The organism is Microbacterium maritypicum, from assembly GCF_008868125.1.
In the GTDB taxonomy this organism is placed as follows: Bacteria; Actinomycetota; Actinomycetes; order Actinomycetales; family Microbacteriaceae; genus Microbacterium; species Microbacterium maritypicum.
The window spans coordinates 1,186,915-1,202,086 of record NZ_WAAQ01000001.1 but is presented as its reverse complement, the minus strand read 5'-3'; the positions used below and the strand labels follow the sequence as shown (position 1 = coordinate 1,202,086).

Below are 15,172 nucleotides of genomic sequence, written 5' to 3'. Positions count from 1 at the left end.
CATGCGGGTCACGATCGTCTCGCGCATCTATCGACCGGAGCCCGCGGCCGCCTCGATCTACCTGGGCGCCGTCGCCGACGAGCTGTGCGCTCAGGGCGCGGAGGTGGATGTGCTCACCGCCGCACCCCCGCACGGCTCGGTCGTTGAACCACGGGGCGAGCGCGTTCGCACGTTCCCGGTACTGCGCGACGCGAACGGCTACGTGCGCGGCTATCTCCCGTACCTCAGCTTCGACATCCCCCTGGCCTTCCGGCTGCTGTTCATCCGACGACCCGATGTCGTGCTGATGGAACCACCGCCCACGACCGGGTTCGTCGTCAGGGTCATATGCGCGTTGCGTAGGATCCCCTATGTCTATGACGCGGCTGACATCTGGTCCGATGCCGCCCAGCTCGAGCCGGTGTCGTCCGTGGTCATCTCGGTGCTGCGCTCGATGGAGCGATTCGGGCTGCGCGGAGCCGCACACGTGGTGACGATCTCGCGCGGTGTGCTCGACAGGCTGCGCGCGCTCGGCGTCGACGGGCCGGCGACGGTCACGGGCTTCGGCGCGGACACACGCGAGTTCCCCCCGACCATCGCCGCCCCTCAGCAGCTCTTCGTCTACGCCGGAAGCTACTCTCCCGCCCATGGCGCAGAGATCCTGATCGATGCCTTCGCACGGTTCCTGGTGGATCACCCCGGTTTCACCCTGCGGTTCATCGGCAACGGCAGCGAGCGTCCGACCGTCGAGGAGCGCGCGGAGGCGCTGGGGGTGAGCGCGCACGTGGAGTACCTCGATCCAGTCCCGCCGTCCGAGCTGCTTCCGCACCTCGCCGCAGCCGCCGCAAGTCTCGCCACGATCAAGCCGAGTGCTGTGTACGAGTACTCGTACGCCTCGAAGGCGTTCTCCTCCCTCGCCGTGGGGTGCCCCGTGCTGTTCGCGGGCCCCGGTCCCACCGCGACCCTGCTGGAAGAGGCCAACCGGGAAGTGCGTGCGGGAATCGCCTGCGGCTACGAGGCGGATGAGATCGCTGCCGCGATGCGCCGACTCGCCGATGATCGTCCCTCTGTCCCGGAGCGGCTCGCCCTCGGCGAGTGGACGGCGCGCGAGCATTCGATGTCGACCGTGGTCCGCCGCGTGGTCGACGTGTTGCGCGTAGCAGCTCGAGGACGGCGCTGAGATGTCGAAGGTGTTCTCGTCTGCGACCGAATGGCTGATGCGCCACCGCTCGTCGCTTCCTGGGTGGATGAACCGCGCCATGGAGTCCGTAGCGCGCAATCCCGACGGTGTGCTCGGTCGCGTGGCGGCACGTCTGCTCGGAGGGAACGCCGAGGTGGCAGCGACCACGGTTCCCAATACCGCGCTGCGTCTGTACATCGCCCCGACGAACTATTCCGGACAGGCATACGCCTGGGCGCGGGCCGTCGAGGAATACGATCCGCGCATCGGTGCGCGCAACGTTGCCGTCGAGCTCCCGGGGAGCTATCGCTTTCCCGCTGATTCCAGGGTACCGATCGCGACGACGACGGCGTCCGCACAGTGGGCGGACGCCGAATGGGCCGCAGCCCAACAGTTCACCCATGTTCTGATCGAAGCCGAACGGTCGCTGTTCGGTCGCCGCTTCGATCGCGATCCGGCCAGGGAGATCGCGGCCCTGCAAGCGGCCGGCCTCTCCGTCGCCTACCTCTGTCACGGCACGGACATCCGTGACCCGGCGGCGCACGCGCGCCGCACACCCTGGTCGCCCTATCCCGATGACCCGCGCACGGCCGCGCTCCAGGCCGATGCCGAGCGGAACCTCGCGCTCTTGCGCGCTGTGCCGCTGCCGACGTTCGTGTCTACTCCGGACCTTCTGGACGATGTGCCCGACGCGATCTGGTGTCCCGTGGTGATCGACGTGGCGCGCTTCGCCGCCGAGCGCCCTGTGTTCAGCGACGGCCTACCCACGCTCATGCACGCCTCGAGCTCCGCGGTTCAGAAGGGCAGCCACCTGATCGAACCGGCACTGGCCCCGCTGCTCGCATCGGGAAGGGCTGCCTATCGACTAGTGACCGGGGCGTCCTCGGTCGAGATGCCAGGTCTGTACGCATCGACCGACATCGTGCTCGACCAGTTCCGTCTGGGGTCGTACGGCGTCGCCGCCTGCGAGGCGATGGCCGCCGGACGCGTGGTGGTCGGACATGTCCTGCCGAACGTGCGGCAGCGAGTACTCGAGCGCACCGGCCTGTCCCTGCCCATCATCGAGGCTACCCCCGACACGCTCGGACAGGTCATCGCTGGCATTCTCGACCACCCGGAAGAGGCTCAGCGCATCGCCGCGAGAGGACCGGCGTTCGTCAGCGCCGTGCACTCCGGTTCAGCGAGTGCTCGTGTTCTCGTCGGCGAATGGATCGAAGCCACCAGCTGACGACGCCGCGGCTGCGGTCCGGCTCCGCTTCTGATCCTTGCGGTCCTTCCACCGCCGCATCCGCTTCTCGAGCGGACGCTCGACCAAGCTGTGCAGCGCCCAGGCGGCGACGAGGTCGACGGCGAGCAACGCCGCGAACCACAACAAGTTGCGCCAAGATGCTTCCTGGTAGCCGAAGATCCGCAGCGCCAGGTAGATGAACGTCGCGTGCACGAGGTAGAAGGCGAAGGACCACTCGCCGAGTTTGACTTGGAGTCGCGACTCGAAAAACGAGCGCTTTCCTTCCAGCCCGCGCGTGGCCAGTGCGACGATAGCGAGAGCACACGCCACGGTGAACAGTTCGTTCGTGAAGGTGGGGATGTGCCGCAGGACGGACATCCCGCTCAGGAACTGTTGCGCGAACAGGGAGACGGCGATCACGCCCGCCAGCGAACCGACACCCACGACCGGAGGGATCTTCGGTCGCCACCCGGAGCGCATCGCCCAGGCGAGCGCCATGCCCAGGATGAACTCGGGAACACGTTGCACCGGGAGCGGCACGAGCACGAGGGGAGATTCGGGCCAGAGGATGACGAGAAACCGGTAGAGGAAGGCATACAAGACGACTCCGCCGGCGATGAACAGAGCGCCGCGGCGCAGCGTGGGCACGAGCACCCGGGAGATCCAGGGATGCAGGGCGTAGAAGAAGGCCTCGCAGGTCAGCGTCCATGCGGCGGGGTTCCCGGAGAAGAGGATGAGCGGTGCCACCCACCATCCCTGCAACAGCACGACCGAGAGGGAGAGCACGGCCGGATCGAAGGGCTTGAGGAAGCTCCCCTCCGGCACGGCGCTCAGCGTGTAGAACACGGGAATCGCTATCAGCAACGCCACGATGTGCGAAGGCCAGATACGGGCGAACCTGCGCCAGTAGAACGTGGAGGTCGACACCCCCGGTCGCGCCGACCAGGTCAGCACGAAGCCGGACAGCACGAAGAAGAACGTCACCCCGTAATAGCCCTGCGCGAAAACTGTAGCGAGGGGACCGGGAATCGGGGCGAAGACGAGGATGTGGTAGAAGAAGACCATGAAGGCCGCCCACCACCGCAACCCGGTGAGGGCGTCGAGCCGCGCGGTGGGCTGAGCGAGCGTGGCTGAGGCGTGCAGAGCGGTTCCTGTCGTGGTGTCTTCTCGGGAGGAAGTCACCGTCGATCCTATCAACGCCCCTCGTCGAGCACCGGTTGGCCACGGTGCTCGACGCCCCGTAGGATCGTTCCGGTGAGCGAATACGACGTCGACGTGGTGATTGCGGTGCACTCCGCTGCGCGTCCGATCAAACGGGCTGTCTCTTCCGTGCTGAAGGACACACGGGCCGCCGTCCGGGCTATCGTCGTCGCCCACAACATCGATGCCGGTGAGATCCGCACGCAGCTCGGTGCGTTCGCGACGCACCCGCACGTGCATCTGCTCGCGCTGAGGGACGGCATCCGCTCCCCCGCCGGCCCGATGAACCACGGGCTCGACGCGGCGACCGCGCCCTACGTCGCCCTCCTCGGATCGGATGACGAGTTCTCTCCCGGAGCGATCGACGCCTGGCTCGCGGCCGCCAGAACCACGGGCGCGAGCACCGTGCTCGCGCGCATCGATCGGCAGATCGCCGGGCCGGACCCGCTCCCACCGACACGTCGAGGCCGCACACGCGAACTCGACGCTGTCAAGGACCGGCTCGCTTACCGCAGTGCTCCGCTGGGCCTGATCTCGCGCTCGCACTTCCCCGACCTGCGCTTCACCCCCGGCCTCGGCTCCGGAGAAGACCTCGAGTTCACCGCCGCGCTCTGGTTCACCGGTTCACACATCGCCTATGAGCGCACCGCCCCCGGTTACTTCGTCCATGAGGACGGCGATGACCGGGTCACGTTCGCCGGGCGCTCTGTCGCACAAGACTTCGCCTTTCTCCGCGCGATCACCTCGTCTTCCTGGTTCCCTCGCCTCGGTCGCACACAGCGCGAAGCCCTGGGCGTGAAGGTTCTTCGCCTCCATCTCTTTGACGCAATCCTGTTGCGTCTCCAGACCCCGGAGGGGCTCACTGCCCATAGGGACGCCCTGGAATCGGTGATCGCGGATGTCTCGGCATTCGCCCCGCGCGCCGTGTCGCTCCTGTCCCGCGCTGACCGCGCCGTGCTGGAAGAGATGCGCGCGGAGCACATCGACCCCGACCGCGTGCTGCAGCGTCTGTCCTCCCGCTGGGGACGTTCAATCGACGCGCTCGTCCCTCGCAATCCGTTCCTCGTGCTCCACCGTCAGGCGCCCTACCGCACGCTGCGCGCCACGGTCGTGTGACAGCCGAGATGACGATGTACTCGCCGCCCGTGGTCGACCTCACGATCCCCGTGCACACTGCGGCACGTCCGATCGCGCGCGCCGTCGCCTCGGTCGTCGATCACACGCAGTCGGACGTGCGGGTCACGGTGGTCGCACACAACGTCGATCCGGACGCGATCCGCGCGGCCCTCGGCGCGTACGCCGCCCACCCCCGCGTGCGCCTCCTCGACCTTCAGGACGGCATCCCCTCGCCGGCAGGTCCGATGAACCACGGCTTCGCGCATTCCGATGCACGGTTCCTCTCTGTGATGGGATCCGACGACGAACTCGAACCGGGCGCCCTCGACTCCTGGCTCGCGCTGCAGTCGTCGACGTCCGCCGATATGGTGCTCGCCCGGGTCCGTCTGCCCGGCGGAGGAAGCGATCCCTATCCCCCCGTGCGCAACGGACGCCGCACCCGAGCGCTCGACCCCCGCAAGGACCGATTGCCGTATCGGAGCGCGCCCCTCGGGCTGATCGATCGCCGCAGATTCGGCCATCTCCGCTTCTCCACTGGTCTCCGCTCGGGCGAGGACCTCGCCTACACGACGGCGTTGTGGTTCAGCGGAGCCGAGATCGCGTACGACCTGCACGGTCCCGGGTACGTCATCAACGACGACGCCGGCGATCGTGTCACCAGCGCACCGCGACCGGTGGCCGACGACTTCCGCTTCCTCGACGCCATCAGCGCGCTCGAATGGTTCTCACGCGCTGAGATCGGCGAACGGGACGTGCTGGTGGTCAAACTGATCCGGCTGCACTTCTTCGATGTGCTGCGCGCCCACCTCACGCGCGGGAGCGGGGTCAGCACGCAGTCTGACGCGTTCGTCCAGATCCTCGAGCGGCTCGAAGCCATGGCGCCGGGAGTCGAGCGGCTGCTCTCCCTCGCGGACCGAAGGGTGCTGGAGGCGCTGCGCTCCAGTCGCGTGAACGACGACGAGCTGAGCGCGCTCCTGGCGGCACGATGGCGCTACCGATCCATCGCCGCCCTGACTCCTCGCAACCCGTTGCTGGCGCTGCACAGACAGGCGCCACTGCGTACGCTGGCCGCAGGAATCCGCGCCGGCTCCGCCTGATCCCCGCGCCCGATCGGTCGGGCCGCTGCCCAGAGTGCTACGCGCCGGGTTGACGTGCCAGCCCTGCGAGGAACACCTGTTCGGCGAACGCGGGCAGGCTCGTGGCGACTTCGTGGAACGTCCCCGAGGCGGCGATCACGCCCTCGTCCAGATAGCAGACCCTGTCGTAGTCCTTGATCGTCGACAGGCGGTGCGCGACCGAGATCAGGGTGACCTCGCCCTGCAGCGCGCGGATCGATTTGGTGACTTCGTCCTCGGTCTTGGTGTCGAGCGAGCTCGTCGCCTCATCGAGCACCAACACCAGCGGATCAGTGTAGAGCGCGCGGGCGATGCCGAGACGCTGCTGCTGTCCGCCGGAGAGCGACATCCCGCGTTCGCCGATGCGCTCGTGGACGCCGCCTGCGCGAGACTTCACCAGCGAGCCGAGTTGGGCCCGCTCCAGGGCACGCAGGACGCGCTCCTCATCAACCTCATCCGTCCAGGTCAACGCAACGTTCTGAGCGATCGTGCCATCGAACAATGCCACCTTCTGCGGGACGTATCCCACACGTCCGCGCCACTGCCGCAGCACCGACCGCAACGGGTCGCCGTCGATCGTGATCTCGCCGGATGACGCCTGGCTGAGGCCGAGGAGAAGGTCGATCAGCGTCGACTTCCCGGCCCCCGAGGGTCCCACGATGCCCAGAGAGCTACCGAGGGGGATCGTCAACGACATCCCGCGGATCACATCTTCCGAGGAGTTCGGGTAGTGGAATCGCACATTCGTGAGCCGCAGCTCCTGCGGAGTGTAGGCGAGTTCTGCCGTATCGGCCGGAGCCTGGGAGGTCTTCATATCGGCTTCGGCCGCCGTGAGGTCATTGATCACGTCGCGTGCAGACGGGATGCTCGCGATGCCCTGGACAAGACCTCCCTGGACCCCGTTGATGGCCGGGATCAGTCGGAACCCCGTCGCTGCGAATAGTGCGACCGACGACAGCGTGCCCGCCAGGCCGTTCTGCGCGAAGGCGACCGCACCGATAAGGACGACACCGCCGATGAGAGCCGACTCGAAGACGAATCCGGGTACCACGCTCAGGAATGAACCATTGGCGCGTGCGCGCACCGATCGATGCCTGTTCGCGGTGACGAGATCGGCGACCTCGGAGAGACGGTTGCGCAGGCTGAGCTCTTTGAGCGCATCCAGCATCTCGGTCATCAGGATCGCGACACGGTAGCTGAAGTCGAGGTTGACCTGGGCCGCCTCGAGCGCCCGCTTGGTGATGACGAAATGCACGACGAGCGCCACCAGAGTCAGATAGACGAGGGCGATCACCGAGGTCACGGGGTCGGCGACGAAGAGCACGCCGATGATGAGGACGAAAGTGAAGATCGAGCTCGGAACACGCATCAACGGCAACAGGAACCCGGCCATGGTGTTGGCAATGCCGGCATCCGCGATGCGGGTGATCTCTGCGACGGAGCGCTTCGAACGCTCTTCCCAACTCGAGTTGATGTACGCCTTGAACATCCGGTCGCCGATCTCGAGCTCATACCGGGCGAAACGGCGCGTGGCCAGCCAGTGCACGATGATCGTCAGCGCGGACTTCAGGATGATCAGCGCGCAGGCACCGAGCCCGATAAGCGGGAGACTCTCCGAGGGAATCTCACCGATGACCGGCAGGGTGAGCGGCGCCCCGGTCAGAGCGGGCCCGATCATGAGCGCCAGCAACGACATCGCGGCGACGTCGAGAGCAGTGATCATCGTCGTGATGATCATGTACCAGACGAAGTACCTCTGCGCCCCCTTGGGCAACAGCGGAATGAGACCCCTCAGGACCGGCCAGAGCTGCTTCATCCGTCGGCGCTCAGAAGGTCGTCGACGTACCGGAGGCGGCCGAAGCGACCGCGCCCTCGACGACCTCGAGCGTGTGCAACCCCTGTTCCATCGTCACGAGATCGCTGGGCTTTCCAAGGACGGCGTCGCGGAACGCTTCGTGCTCGACGCGAAGAGGCTCACGCTTCGCGAACGCGTATCGGGTGATATCGCCCTCGGAGACGCCGCGGAAAGAGGAGATGGACTCCCACTCCAGCGGGATCGTGCCGTTGGCGTAGAACGTGAGGTCTCCGGTGGCGGTGTCGGCGATGAAGGTGCCGCGGTCGCCGGTGACGACCGTGATGCGCTCTTTCATGGGCGAGAGCCAGTTGACGAGGTGGTTCACGATCACGCCGTTGGCCAGGCGACCGGTAACGGTGATCATGTCCTCGAACTCGCGACCGCTCTTGTGCGCCGTCTGTGCGAAAACCGTCTTGTACGCGCTCTGGGCGACCCAGCTCGTCAGATCGATGTCGTGGGAGGCGAGGTCTTTGGCCACGCCGACGTCGGCGATCCGCGCCGGGAAGGTGCTCTGGCGACGCGTGGCGATCTGGTACACGTCGCCGAGTTCGCCGGCTTCGAGCCGTCGACGCATCTCCTGCACCGCCGGGTTGAAGCGCTCGACGTGCCCCACCGCGCCGATGAGGCCCTTCGAGGCGAAAGCGTCGGACATCCGGCGTCCGGCCTCGACGGTGTGCGCGATCGGCTTCTCCACCAGGGTGTGCACCCCGGCATCCGCGAGCTTGAGCGCGGCGTCTTCGTGGAACCGCGTGGGCACGGCTACCACGGCGATATCGATGCCCGCCGCGATCAGGGCATCGATGTCGGGAAGGATCTCGAGGTTCCCTGCGACACCATGGGGGTCTCCCCCAGGGTCGGCGATCGCGACGAGGTCGACACCGTCGACATCACGGATGACGCGCGCGTGGTGGCGCCCCATCATGCCGACGCCGAGAAGTCCCGCGCGCAACGCGGCCATCAGGCGCCCGCTCCTGCGACGGCGTTGACCGCCGTGACGATCCGCTCCAGGTCGTCCTTGGTCAGCGACGGGTGCACCGGGAGGGACGCGACCTCGCGGGCTGCGCGCTCGGTCTCGGGAAGGTCGAGTCCGGGCGCGAAGTGCGCGAGCGAGGGAAGGCGGTGGTTCGGGATCGGGTAGTAGACCCCCGCGCCGACGTTGTGCTCGCTCTTGAGCGCGGCGACGAACCCGTCGCGGTCCTCGGGGACGCGGATCGTGTACTGGTGGTACACGTGCGCTGCGCCCTCGGCCACCGGCGGGACGACGACGCCGCGCAGGTTCTCATCGAGGAAGGCCGCATTCGCGCGTCGCTGTGCGGTCCAGGCATCGACCTTGGTCAGCTGCACACGACCGATGGCCGCGTGGATGTCGGTCATGCGTGCGTTGAAGCCGATGACCTCGTTCTCGTACTGACGCTCCATGCCCTGGTTGCGCAGCAGCTTGACCCCGCGAGCGAGGTCGTCGGTGGCCGTGGTGACCATTCCGCCCTCGCCGCTGGTCATGTTCTTCGTCGGGTACAGGCTGAACATCGCGAACTCGCCGAAGGATCCGACGGGACGGCCGTCGAGCGATGCTCCGTGCGCCTGCGCGGCGTCTTCGTACAGTGCCACTCCGCGCTCGGCGGCGAGAGCCTCGAGCTCCCGCATCCGTGCCGGGTGCCCGTAGAGGTGGACGGGGAGGATTCCCTTGGTGCGCGGCGTGATTGCGGCGGCGACGGCCTCGGGGTCAAGCGTGAAGGTCTCCGGCTCGATGTCCACGAAGACCGGCGTTCCGCCGGTGAGGGCCACCGAGTTACCGGTCGCCGCAAAGGTGAACGAGGGCACGATGACCTCATCGCCCGCTCCGACACCCGCAGCCAGAAGACCGAGGTGAAGCCCCGCTGTACCGGAGTTCACGGCCACGGAGGGACGCCCGGGCACGAAGTGCGCCGAGAACTCCTGTTCGAAGGCGGCGACCTCGGGGCCCTGGGCCACCATGCCGCTGCGCAGCACCCGATCAACAGCTTCGCGCTCTTCGTCGCCGATGATCGGCTTCGCGGGGGGAATGAACTCGCTCACACGGTCTCCTTGGTCAGTGTTCCATCAGTCTCGACATAGTGCGCCCCGGTGGCGGGGCACACCCACGTGTTCTCGGCGTCCCCGGGCGTCAGCGGCACACCGGACTCTCCCACCCAGCCGATGCGGCGGGCTGGCACTCCGGCGACGAGTGCGTGTGCGGGTACATCCTTCACCACCACGGCACCGGCCGCGACGGTGGCCCATGCTCCGATCGTGACAGGGGCGACGCAGGTGGCGCGGGCGCCGATCGCTGCACCGCGTTCGATCGTGACACCGACCGGTTCCCAGTCATGGGCGCTCTTGATAGATCCGTCCGCATTGATCGCACGCGGGTAGGTGTCGTTGGTGAGGACGACGGCCGGGCCGATGAAGACACCATCGCCCAACCGTGCAGGCTCGTACACGAGCGCATAGTTCTGCACCTTGCAGTTGTCACCCATGACGACGCCGGTGCCGATGTAGGCACCGCGTCCGACGATGCAGTTCTCGCCGAGCTGCGCGTTCTCGCGCACCTGCGCCAGATGCCAGATCGAACTTCCCGCTCCGACCTTCGCCTCAGGGGACACATCTGCCGAATCGACGATCCGGACATCGGTCGGTGAGGGCATACGGGTTTCTCCTCGCGGTCTAAGAGGGGGACTGGATCATCCTATCTGCTCGCACATCTGTTTCCTGAGAGGATAGGAGCGTGACTATCCCAGCAAGCCCCGATCCGCACACCTGGGTCGTCGTCCCGCTGTACAACGAGGCATCCGTGATCGCGGGCGTGATCCACGGGCTACTCCCCTACTTCCCCCATGTCGTCTGCATCGACGACGGATCCTCCGATGGTTCCCTCGAGGCTGCTCGCGCCGCGGGCGCGCACATCGTCGAGCATCCGATCAATCTCGGCCAGGGCGCGGCGTTGCAGACCGGAATCGACTACGCCCTCGCCCACCCGGGGTGCGAGTTCATCGTCACTTTCGACGCCGACGGCCAGCACCGCGTCGACGACGCCGTCGGGATGGTCGCCGCTGCACGTGAGCAGGGGGCGGCGATCGTGTTCGGATCGCGATTCCTCGACGATCGGACCAACCCGGGCTGGATGAAGCGCGTGATACTGAAGACCGCCGTCTGGGTCACCAACCTCACCACCAGCGTGAAGCTCACCGATGCCCACAACGGGCTACGGGTGATCAGAGCGGACGCTGCCTCCCGGGTGCAGCTGAAACAGGATCGGATGGCGCACGCCACCGAGATCGTCCTGCAGCTCGGAGACACCGGTCTCCCGTGGATCGAGTACCCGGTCGAGCTGCTGTACACCGACTATTCGAAATCTAAGGGGCAATCGGTGCTCAATTCGGTCAACATCCTCGTCGATCTGATCGTGCGGTGAACCCGATGTGGATCCAGGTCGTCCTCATCGCCGGCATCATCGCCATCGGCGCCGTCTTCATGCGTCGCACCGGCGCGGACAGCCACCTCGCCATCCGGCGACTGCTCTTCGGGGCCTTCGTGCTGGTCGCCGTGCTGTCGATCCTGTTCCCGCAGTGGCTCACCTGGGTCGCGAACCTCGTCGGAGTCGGTCGCGGCACCGACCTGCTGCTCTACGCCCTGGTGCTCATGTTCCTGGTGTTCGTCTACACCCAGTCGCGCCGCAACGCTGCGCATCAGCGGAGCCTGACCCTGCTGGCACGGAAGCTGGCACTGCTCCAGGCGTCCGCTAGCCGCCAGGACGCCCCCGCTCCGCAGACAGGGCGCACCGATCCCGACGCCCCCGAGCAGCCGACGAGCGCGAACGATCAGCCCTGACCAGGGCGCGGTGTGCCGCGCGCGGCACAAAGTGGAAACTCAGTCGCAGGCGGTGATCCGCCAGAGACTCGCCCTTCCCTCTCTGTCGACCTCTTCGAACCCGGCTTTACCGTCGAAGTCGGTCATCCCCGGCATCAGGTACTGACCGGGGCCGGTGCCCCCGCGACCGAAGTCGAGGACGTAACCGGGGCTTCCGTACGCATCGAGCGCTGAACAGACGTCCGGATCATCGGCGGCATCGTTCAGGTGCGACGAGAGGATGTCCCACGCTGTCGACTGCGGCGGGGACCATGTCCGCGGGATGATGTCGCGCTCTCCCAGGAGATAGGCGAAGGCGGCCCCCGTGGAGGGGTTGGCGATGATCAGCGCATCCTCGGGGAGGAGATCCGGGAGTCGTCGGAGCAGCGCAGACTCGTCAGCGGACAGATAACTGCGGTCATTGAGCGCGTAGCGGGACTGCGGGTCGGTCTTGGCGGCGACGCGCAAGGGGATCACCGGAGCGACGACAACGCTGACGACGCCGATCACCGCGACCACAGCTGTCGCGATGAAGGCGAGCGGTACCCGTCCCGGCACCGTGCCGCGCCGCCAGCGCCGCACGATCACGTCGATCAACGCCGCGAGGCCGATCGCGGCGATGGGCACCACGACCAGGGGCACGATCGCCGCCAGACGGAAAGAGTCCCCGTACCAGGGCCCGGTCAGCAGGCGCTTGACCACCGGGAGATCGGTGGCGACGCTCACCACGTACAGCACGGACACGCCCACCCACCCGATGACCAGCCAGCGCAGGCGCGCATCGCGCGCGCAGATCAGGATTCCCACGATCATCAGCACACTCATGCCGATGGCCGGCGGCAGCAACGAGTGACTGTTGAGAAGCACATCAGCCACGGCGCCGAGGACTCCTCTGTAGGCCTTCCACAGCACCGGACCCGCGAGGTAGGCGAGCGCCAGCCACACGACGGCGATGGCGGCCCACCCCACGGCGATGGTCGCGAGGGCGCCCAGACGCGCCTGCCGTCGCTGGCGGAGGCGACGCACCAGCATGCCCGTCAGCCAGAGCATGACGAAGATGCCCCACACCAACACCGATGACGGTTGCGCGAGTGTGGTCGCGACAACGAGGAGAAGCGCGGCGAATCCGGGAGCCACGGCGACGCGGAACCGCTCACCCCGTCGCGCCCCCAGCCAGCAGCGCAGCGTGACGATCGTGAAGGCGACAGCCGCGGGGACGACGGCGAGCGAGAGGGCGTAGGGGTAGAGGACCCCCCATTCGAACATGAGCTGCGGGAAGGCTAGCAGGCCGGCGGACAATGCGGCTGCGAGGGCCGTGACCACACGATCGCCCCGCGTTACGACGTGCGTGAGCAGGGCGATGCTCAACGGCCACACGAGCGCGACGATCACGAGTGCGACGACGTTGGCGGCGATCGGGATCTGGCCGTTGTCGAGCGCGACGAGCGAGGCGACGGCGTGCCATGCAGCCGGGTAGAAACTCGACCCGCCGATGAGTCCAGAGAGATCGAGAGAAGAGGCACTGCCCGTCTCCGCCACCCAACGCAACGCGTTCAGGTGGAACACGGCGTCGTTGGTCTGCGAGATCGCTGTCGGCACCCCGACGTAGGTCATCAGTCGCGCGGCGTTGAGCCCGCCGCCCACCACCAGGGCGCACCACAGCAAGAGGCCGTGGCGCGGCATCGCGGTGCGGGCCCACCCGCCCCGGCGACGCGAGCGGAACAGGAGTGGGAGGCCGAAGACGGCGGCGGCGATCAGGAGCACGCCGACAGCGACGCTCCCGTGCCCCCAGCGGATCCCGAGGAACGGGAAGACAATCGCCAGCAGGGCGAGGATGCCGACGGAGACACCCGGAGCGGCCCCCCAGAGCACGAGTCCGCGCAGCCGTAGACCCGCGCCGAGGAGAAGGCCCGGGACGAAGACGACAATCAGAGCCAGAGCGAAGAGTCCGGACTGCGCGAACCAGTCGAAGATCATTCGTCGACCAGAGCGATCGCACCCTCGATCGCGCCATCGTAGATGACCTCGCCCTTGTTGATCACCACACCCCGCGTGCAGAGTTCGCGCACCATCTCCATGTCATGGCTCACCACGACCAGAGTCTTCTTCAAAGCGATCAGCTCTTCGAATTTGAGTCGGCACTTCTCTCGGAACGGCGCATCGCCCACCGAGAGGATCTCATCGACGAGCAGCACGTCGAGCTCGACGTGGATGGCCACAGAGAACGCCAGGCGCATGAACATCCCGGAGGAGTAGTGCTTGACCTCCTGGTCGATGAACTGCTCGATCTCGCTGAACGCGACGATCTCGTCGTAACGCTCTTCGACCTCTTTGCGCTGCATCCCGAGGATCGCCGCATTGAGGAAGACGTTCTCGCGCCCGGTGAGCTCGGGGTGGAAGCCGGCACCGACTTCGATCAGCCCGGCGACCCGGCCGCGGGTGAGCACCTGACCGGCGTCGGGCTCCATGACCCCGGAGATCAGCTTAAGGAGAGTGGATTTCCCCGAACCGTTCAGCCCGAGGATCGCCACTGACTCGCCCTCGTTGATGACGAGATCGAGGCCCTTGAGCGCTTCGAAGGAACTGCTCGTCTTCCGACGGCGGATCCACGCTACGACGGTGTCCTTGAACGACAACGCGTGGTTGAGGGTGAAGTTCTTGCGCGCACCGTCGACGATGATGCTCGGACGCGCGGAGGTCGCAGTGCTCATAGGTCTTGCGCGAACCTTCCCTCGAGGCTTCGGAAGATGAACTGCCCGACCAGAAGCGTGCCGACGGAGATCAGGAAGGTCCACAGCGTGTTCCAGGCGAGATCCGGGGGCAGTTGCATCGTGACACCCGTCACCGGCCGCCAGAATCCGTAGTGGAACAGCTCGACCCCCTGGGTGATCGGATTGAGCAGATAGAGGTTGACGATCCACTCGGGCCATCCCAGCTTGTCCACGGCGCTTTGCACCATGGTCCATGCGTAGAGAACCGGCGAGGCCCAGGTGGCCAGCAGCAGGAGCAGTTCCACGATGTTCTCGGCGTCACGGAAGCGGACATTGAGCGCGCCGAAGAAGAGCCCCATCCCGAGGGCGAAGAGACCCACGATGATGATCCCTGCCAGGATCGCGGCCACCCCCAGGAGGGTGACGTTGGCGATCCAGCCCATGAAGAGGCAGACGATGAGCAGGAGCGCGAGCTGCGGGAGGAAGTGGATAAACGCGACCAGCACGGCGGAGACCGCGAAGAGCTGCCGCGGAAGGAACACCTTCCGCACCAACGGGGCGTTGTTCACGATCGAGGTCGTCGCATTCTTGAACGCCTCCGAGAAGAGGTTGATCACCACGATCCCGGAAAAAAGGTACACCGGGTAGTTCTGGATATCCCTGTTGAGACTCAGGAAGAGACCGAGCACGACCCAGAAGACCAGGAACTGCGCACCGGGGCGCACATACGACCAGGTCCATCCGAGGACGGAATTGCGGTATCTCGTGGTCACACCGGTGCGCACCAGCAGGTACAGGAGATAGCGCCAGCGCACGACGTCGATCAAGCCTCGGCTGGTGCCGGGGACGTCGAAATCCGAACGCGGGACGACGGAGAAAAGGTCTCGAGTATCTGTCACTGCCCACTCAATCAGCTGCAGTGGC

General features: G+C 66.7%; 14 protein-coding genes. 6 read left to right on the top strand and 8 right to left on the bottom strand.

The features are described from left to right. The first annotated feature begins 1 nt into the window (after position 1). A complete protein-coding gene (locus tag F6W70_RS05815; protein WP_170287860.1) occupies positions 2-1,159 on the top strand; it encodes a glycosyltransferase family 4 protein in 1,158 nt (385 codons plus the stop codon). 1 nt (position 1,160) lies between these two features. Next, a complete protein-coding gene (locus F6W70_RS05810) occupies positions 1,161-2,387 on the top strand; it encodes a glycosyltransferase family protein (protein WP_151486137.1) in 1,227 nt (408 codons plus the stop codon). Here F6W70_RS05810 and F6W70_RS05805 read toward each other — a convergent pair. After that, positions 2,337-3,569 carry an acyltransferase family protein gene (locus tag F6W70_RS05805; RefSeq protein ID WP_318278812.1) on the bottom strand — a complete coding sequence of 411 codons (1,233 nt, stop codon included), beginning with the start codon at positions 3,567-3,569 and terminating at the stop codon, positions 2,337-2,339. The genes F6W70_RS05810 and F6W70_RS05805 overlap by 51 nt on opposite strands. Positions 3,570-3,641: 72 nt before the next feature. Here F6W70_RS05805 and F6W70_RS05800 point away from each other — a divergent pair, with 72 nt between their 5' ends. After that, positions 3,642-4,703 (top strand): glycosyltransferase family 2 protein, encoded by a 1,062-nt coding sequence (locus F6W70_RS05800; RefSeq protein ID WP_151486136.1) that lies wholly within the window; start codon positions 3,642-3,644, stop codon positions 4,701-4,703. An 8-nt stretch (positions 4,704-4,711) separates the two neighbouring features. After that, positions 4,712-5,800, top strand: a complete 1,089-nt coding sequence (locus F6W70_RS05795; protein ID WP_318278811.1) for a glycosyltransferase family 2 protein — start codon at positions 4,712-4,714, stop codon at positions 5,798-5,800. Positions 5,801-5,837: 37 nt separating this feature from the next. Here the strand turns inward: F6W70_RS05795 and F6W70_RS05790 are convergent, their stop codons facing one another. The 4 genes from F6W70_RS05790 to F6W70_RS05775 are packed head-to-tail and all read right to left on the bottom strand — an operon-like array spanning position 5,838 to position 10,336. Further along, on the bottom strand, positions 5,838-7,634 hold the full coding sequence (locus F6W70_RS05790; RefSeq protein ID WP_151486135.1) for an ABC transporter ATP-binding protein: 1,797 nt from the start codon (positions 7,632-7,634) through the stop codon (positions 5,838-5,840). 10 nt (positions 7,635-7,644) lie between these two features. Further along, entirely contained in the window at positions 7,645-8,631 is a 987-nt protein-coding gene (locus F6W70_RS05785; RefSeq protein ID WP_151486134.1) for a Gfo/Idh/MocA family protein, read from the bottom strand. Continuing rightward, positions 8,631-9,728 carry a DegT/DnrJ/EryC1/StrS family aminotransferase gene (locus F6W70_RS05780; RefSeq protein ID WP_151486133.1) on the bottom strand — a complete coding sequence of 366 codons (1,098 nt, stop codon included), beginning with the start codon at positions 9,726-9,728 and terminating at the stop codon, positions 8,631-8,633. The genes F6W70_RS05785 and F6W70_RS05780 overlap by 1 nt, the downstream gene beginning before the upstream one ends. Further along, positions 9,725-10,336: an acyltransferase gene (locus tag F6W70_RS05775; protein ID WP_151486132.1), complete on the bottom strand. Its 612-nt coding sequence runs from the start codon at positions 10,334-10,336 to the stop codon at positions 9,725-9,727. Before F6W70_RS05775 ends, F6W70_RS05780 begins: the two co-directional genes overlap by 4 nt. An 80-nt stretch (positions 10,337-10,416) precedes the next feature. Here F6W70_RS05775 and F6W70_RS05770 point away from each other — a divergent pair, with 80 nt between their 5' ends. Together F6W70_RS05770 and F6W70_RS05765 are read left to right on the top strand one after the other, a co-directional pair. Further along, entirely contained in the window at positions 10,417-11,103 is a 687-nt protein-coding gene (locus F6W70_RS05770) for a glycosyltransferase family 2 protein (RefSeq protein WP_151486131.1), read from the top strand. Between the two features lie 5 nt (positions 11,104-11,108). Further along, the gene (locus tag F6W70_RS05765) at positions 11,109-11,519 is read left to right on the top strand and encodes a DUF2304 domain-containing protein (protein ID WP_151486649.1); all 411 of its coding nucleotides are present in this window, start codon (positions 11,109-11,111) and stop codon (positions 11,517-11,519) included. Between the two features lie 39 nt (positions 11,520-11,558). Here the strand turns inward: F6W70_RS05765 and F6W70_RS05760 are convergent, their stop codons facing one another. The 3 genes from F6W70_RS05760 to F6W70_RS05750 are packed head-to-tail and all read right to left on the bottom strand — an operon-like array spanning position 11,559 to position 15,147. After that, complete coding sequence (locus F6W70_RS05760) at positions 11,559-13,514, bottom strand: DUF6541 family protein (protein ID WP_151486130.1); 1,956 nt, start codon at positions 13,512-13,514, stop codon at positions 11,559-11,561. Then, the gene (locus tag F6W70_RS05755) at positions 13,511-14,248 is read right to left on the bottom strand and encodes an ABC transporter ATP-binding protein (protein ID WP_151486129.1); all 738 of its coding nucleotides are present in this window, start codon (positions 14,246-14,248) and stop codon (positions 13,511-13,513) included. Before F6W70_RS05755 ends, F6W70_RS05760 begins: the two co-directional genes overlap by 4 nt. After that, complete coding sequence (locus F6W70_RS05750; protein WP_151486128.1) at positions 14,245-15,147, bottom strand: ABC transporter permease; 903 nt, start codon at positions 15,145-15,147, stop codon at positions 14,245-14,247. Before F6W70_RS05750 ends, F6W70_RS05755 begins: the two co-directional genes overlap by 4 nt. Positions 15,148-15,172 lie beyond the last annotated feature (25 nt).

Coding starts and splice junctions, on each gene's coding strand:
- F6W70_RS05760 (WP_151486130.1), bottom strand. CDS start 13,514: ATGATCTTCGACTGGTTCGCGCAGTCCGGACTCTTCGCTCTGGCTCTG.
- F6W70_RS05775 (WP_151486132.1), bottom strand. CDS start 10,336: ATGCCCTCACCGACCGATGTCCGGATCGTCGATTCGGCAGATGTGTCC.
- F6W70_RS05790 (WP_151486135.1), bottom strand. CDS start 7,634: ATGAAGCAGCTCTGGCCGGTCCTGAGGGGTCTCATTCCGCTGTTGCCC.
- F6W70_RS05815 (WP_170287860.1), top strand. CDS start 2: ATGCGGGTCACGATCGTCTCGCGCATCTATCGACCGGAGCCCGCGGCC.
- F6W70_RS05755 (WP_151486129.1), bottom strand. CDS start 14,248: ATGAGCACTGCGACCTCCGCGCGTCCGAGCATCATCGTCGACGGTGCG.
- F6W70_RS05785 (WP_151486134.1), bottom strand. CDS start 8,631: ATGGCCGCGTTGCGCGCGGGACTTCTCGGCGTCGGCATGATGGGGCGC.
- F6W70_RS05810 (WP_151486137.1), top strand. CDS start 1,161: ATGTCGAAGGTGTTCTCGTCTGCGACCGAATGGCTGATGCGCCACCGC.
- F6W70_RS05765 (WP_151486649.1), top strand. CDS start 11,109: ATGTGGATCCAGGTCGTCCTCATCGCCGGCATCATCGCCATCGGCGCC.
- F6W70_RS05795 (WP_318278811.1), top strand. CDS start 4,712: ATGACGATGTACTCGCCGCCCGTGGTCGACCTCACGATCCCCGTGCAC.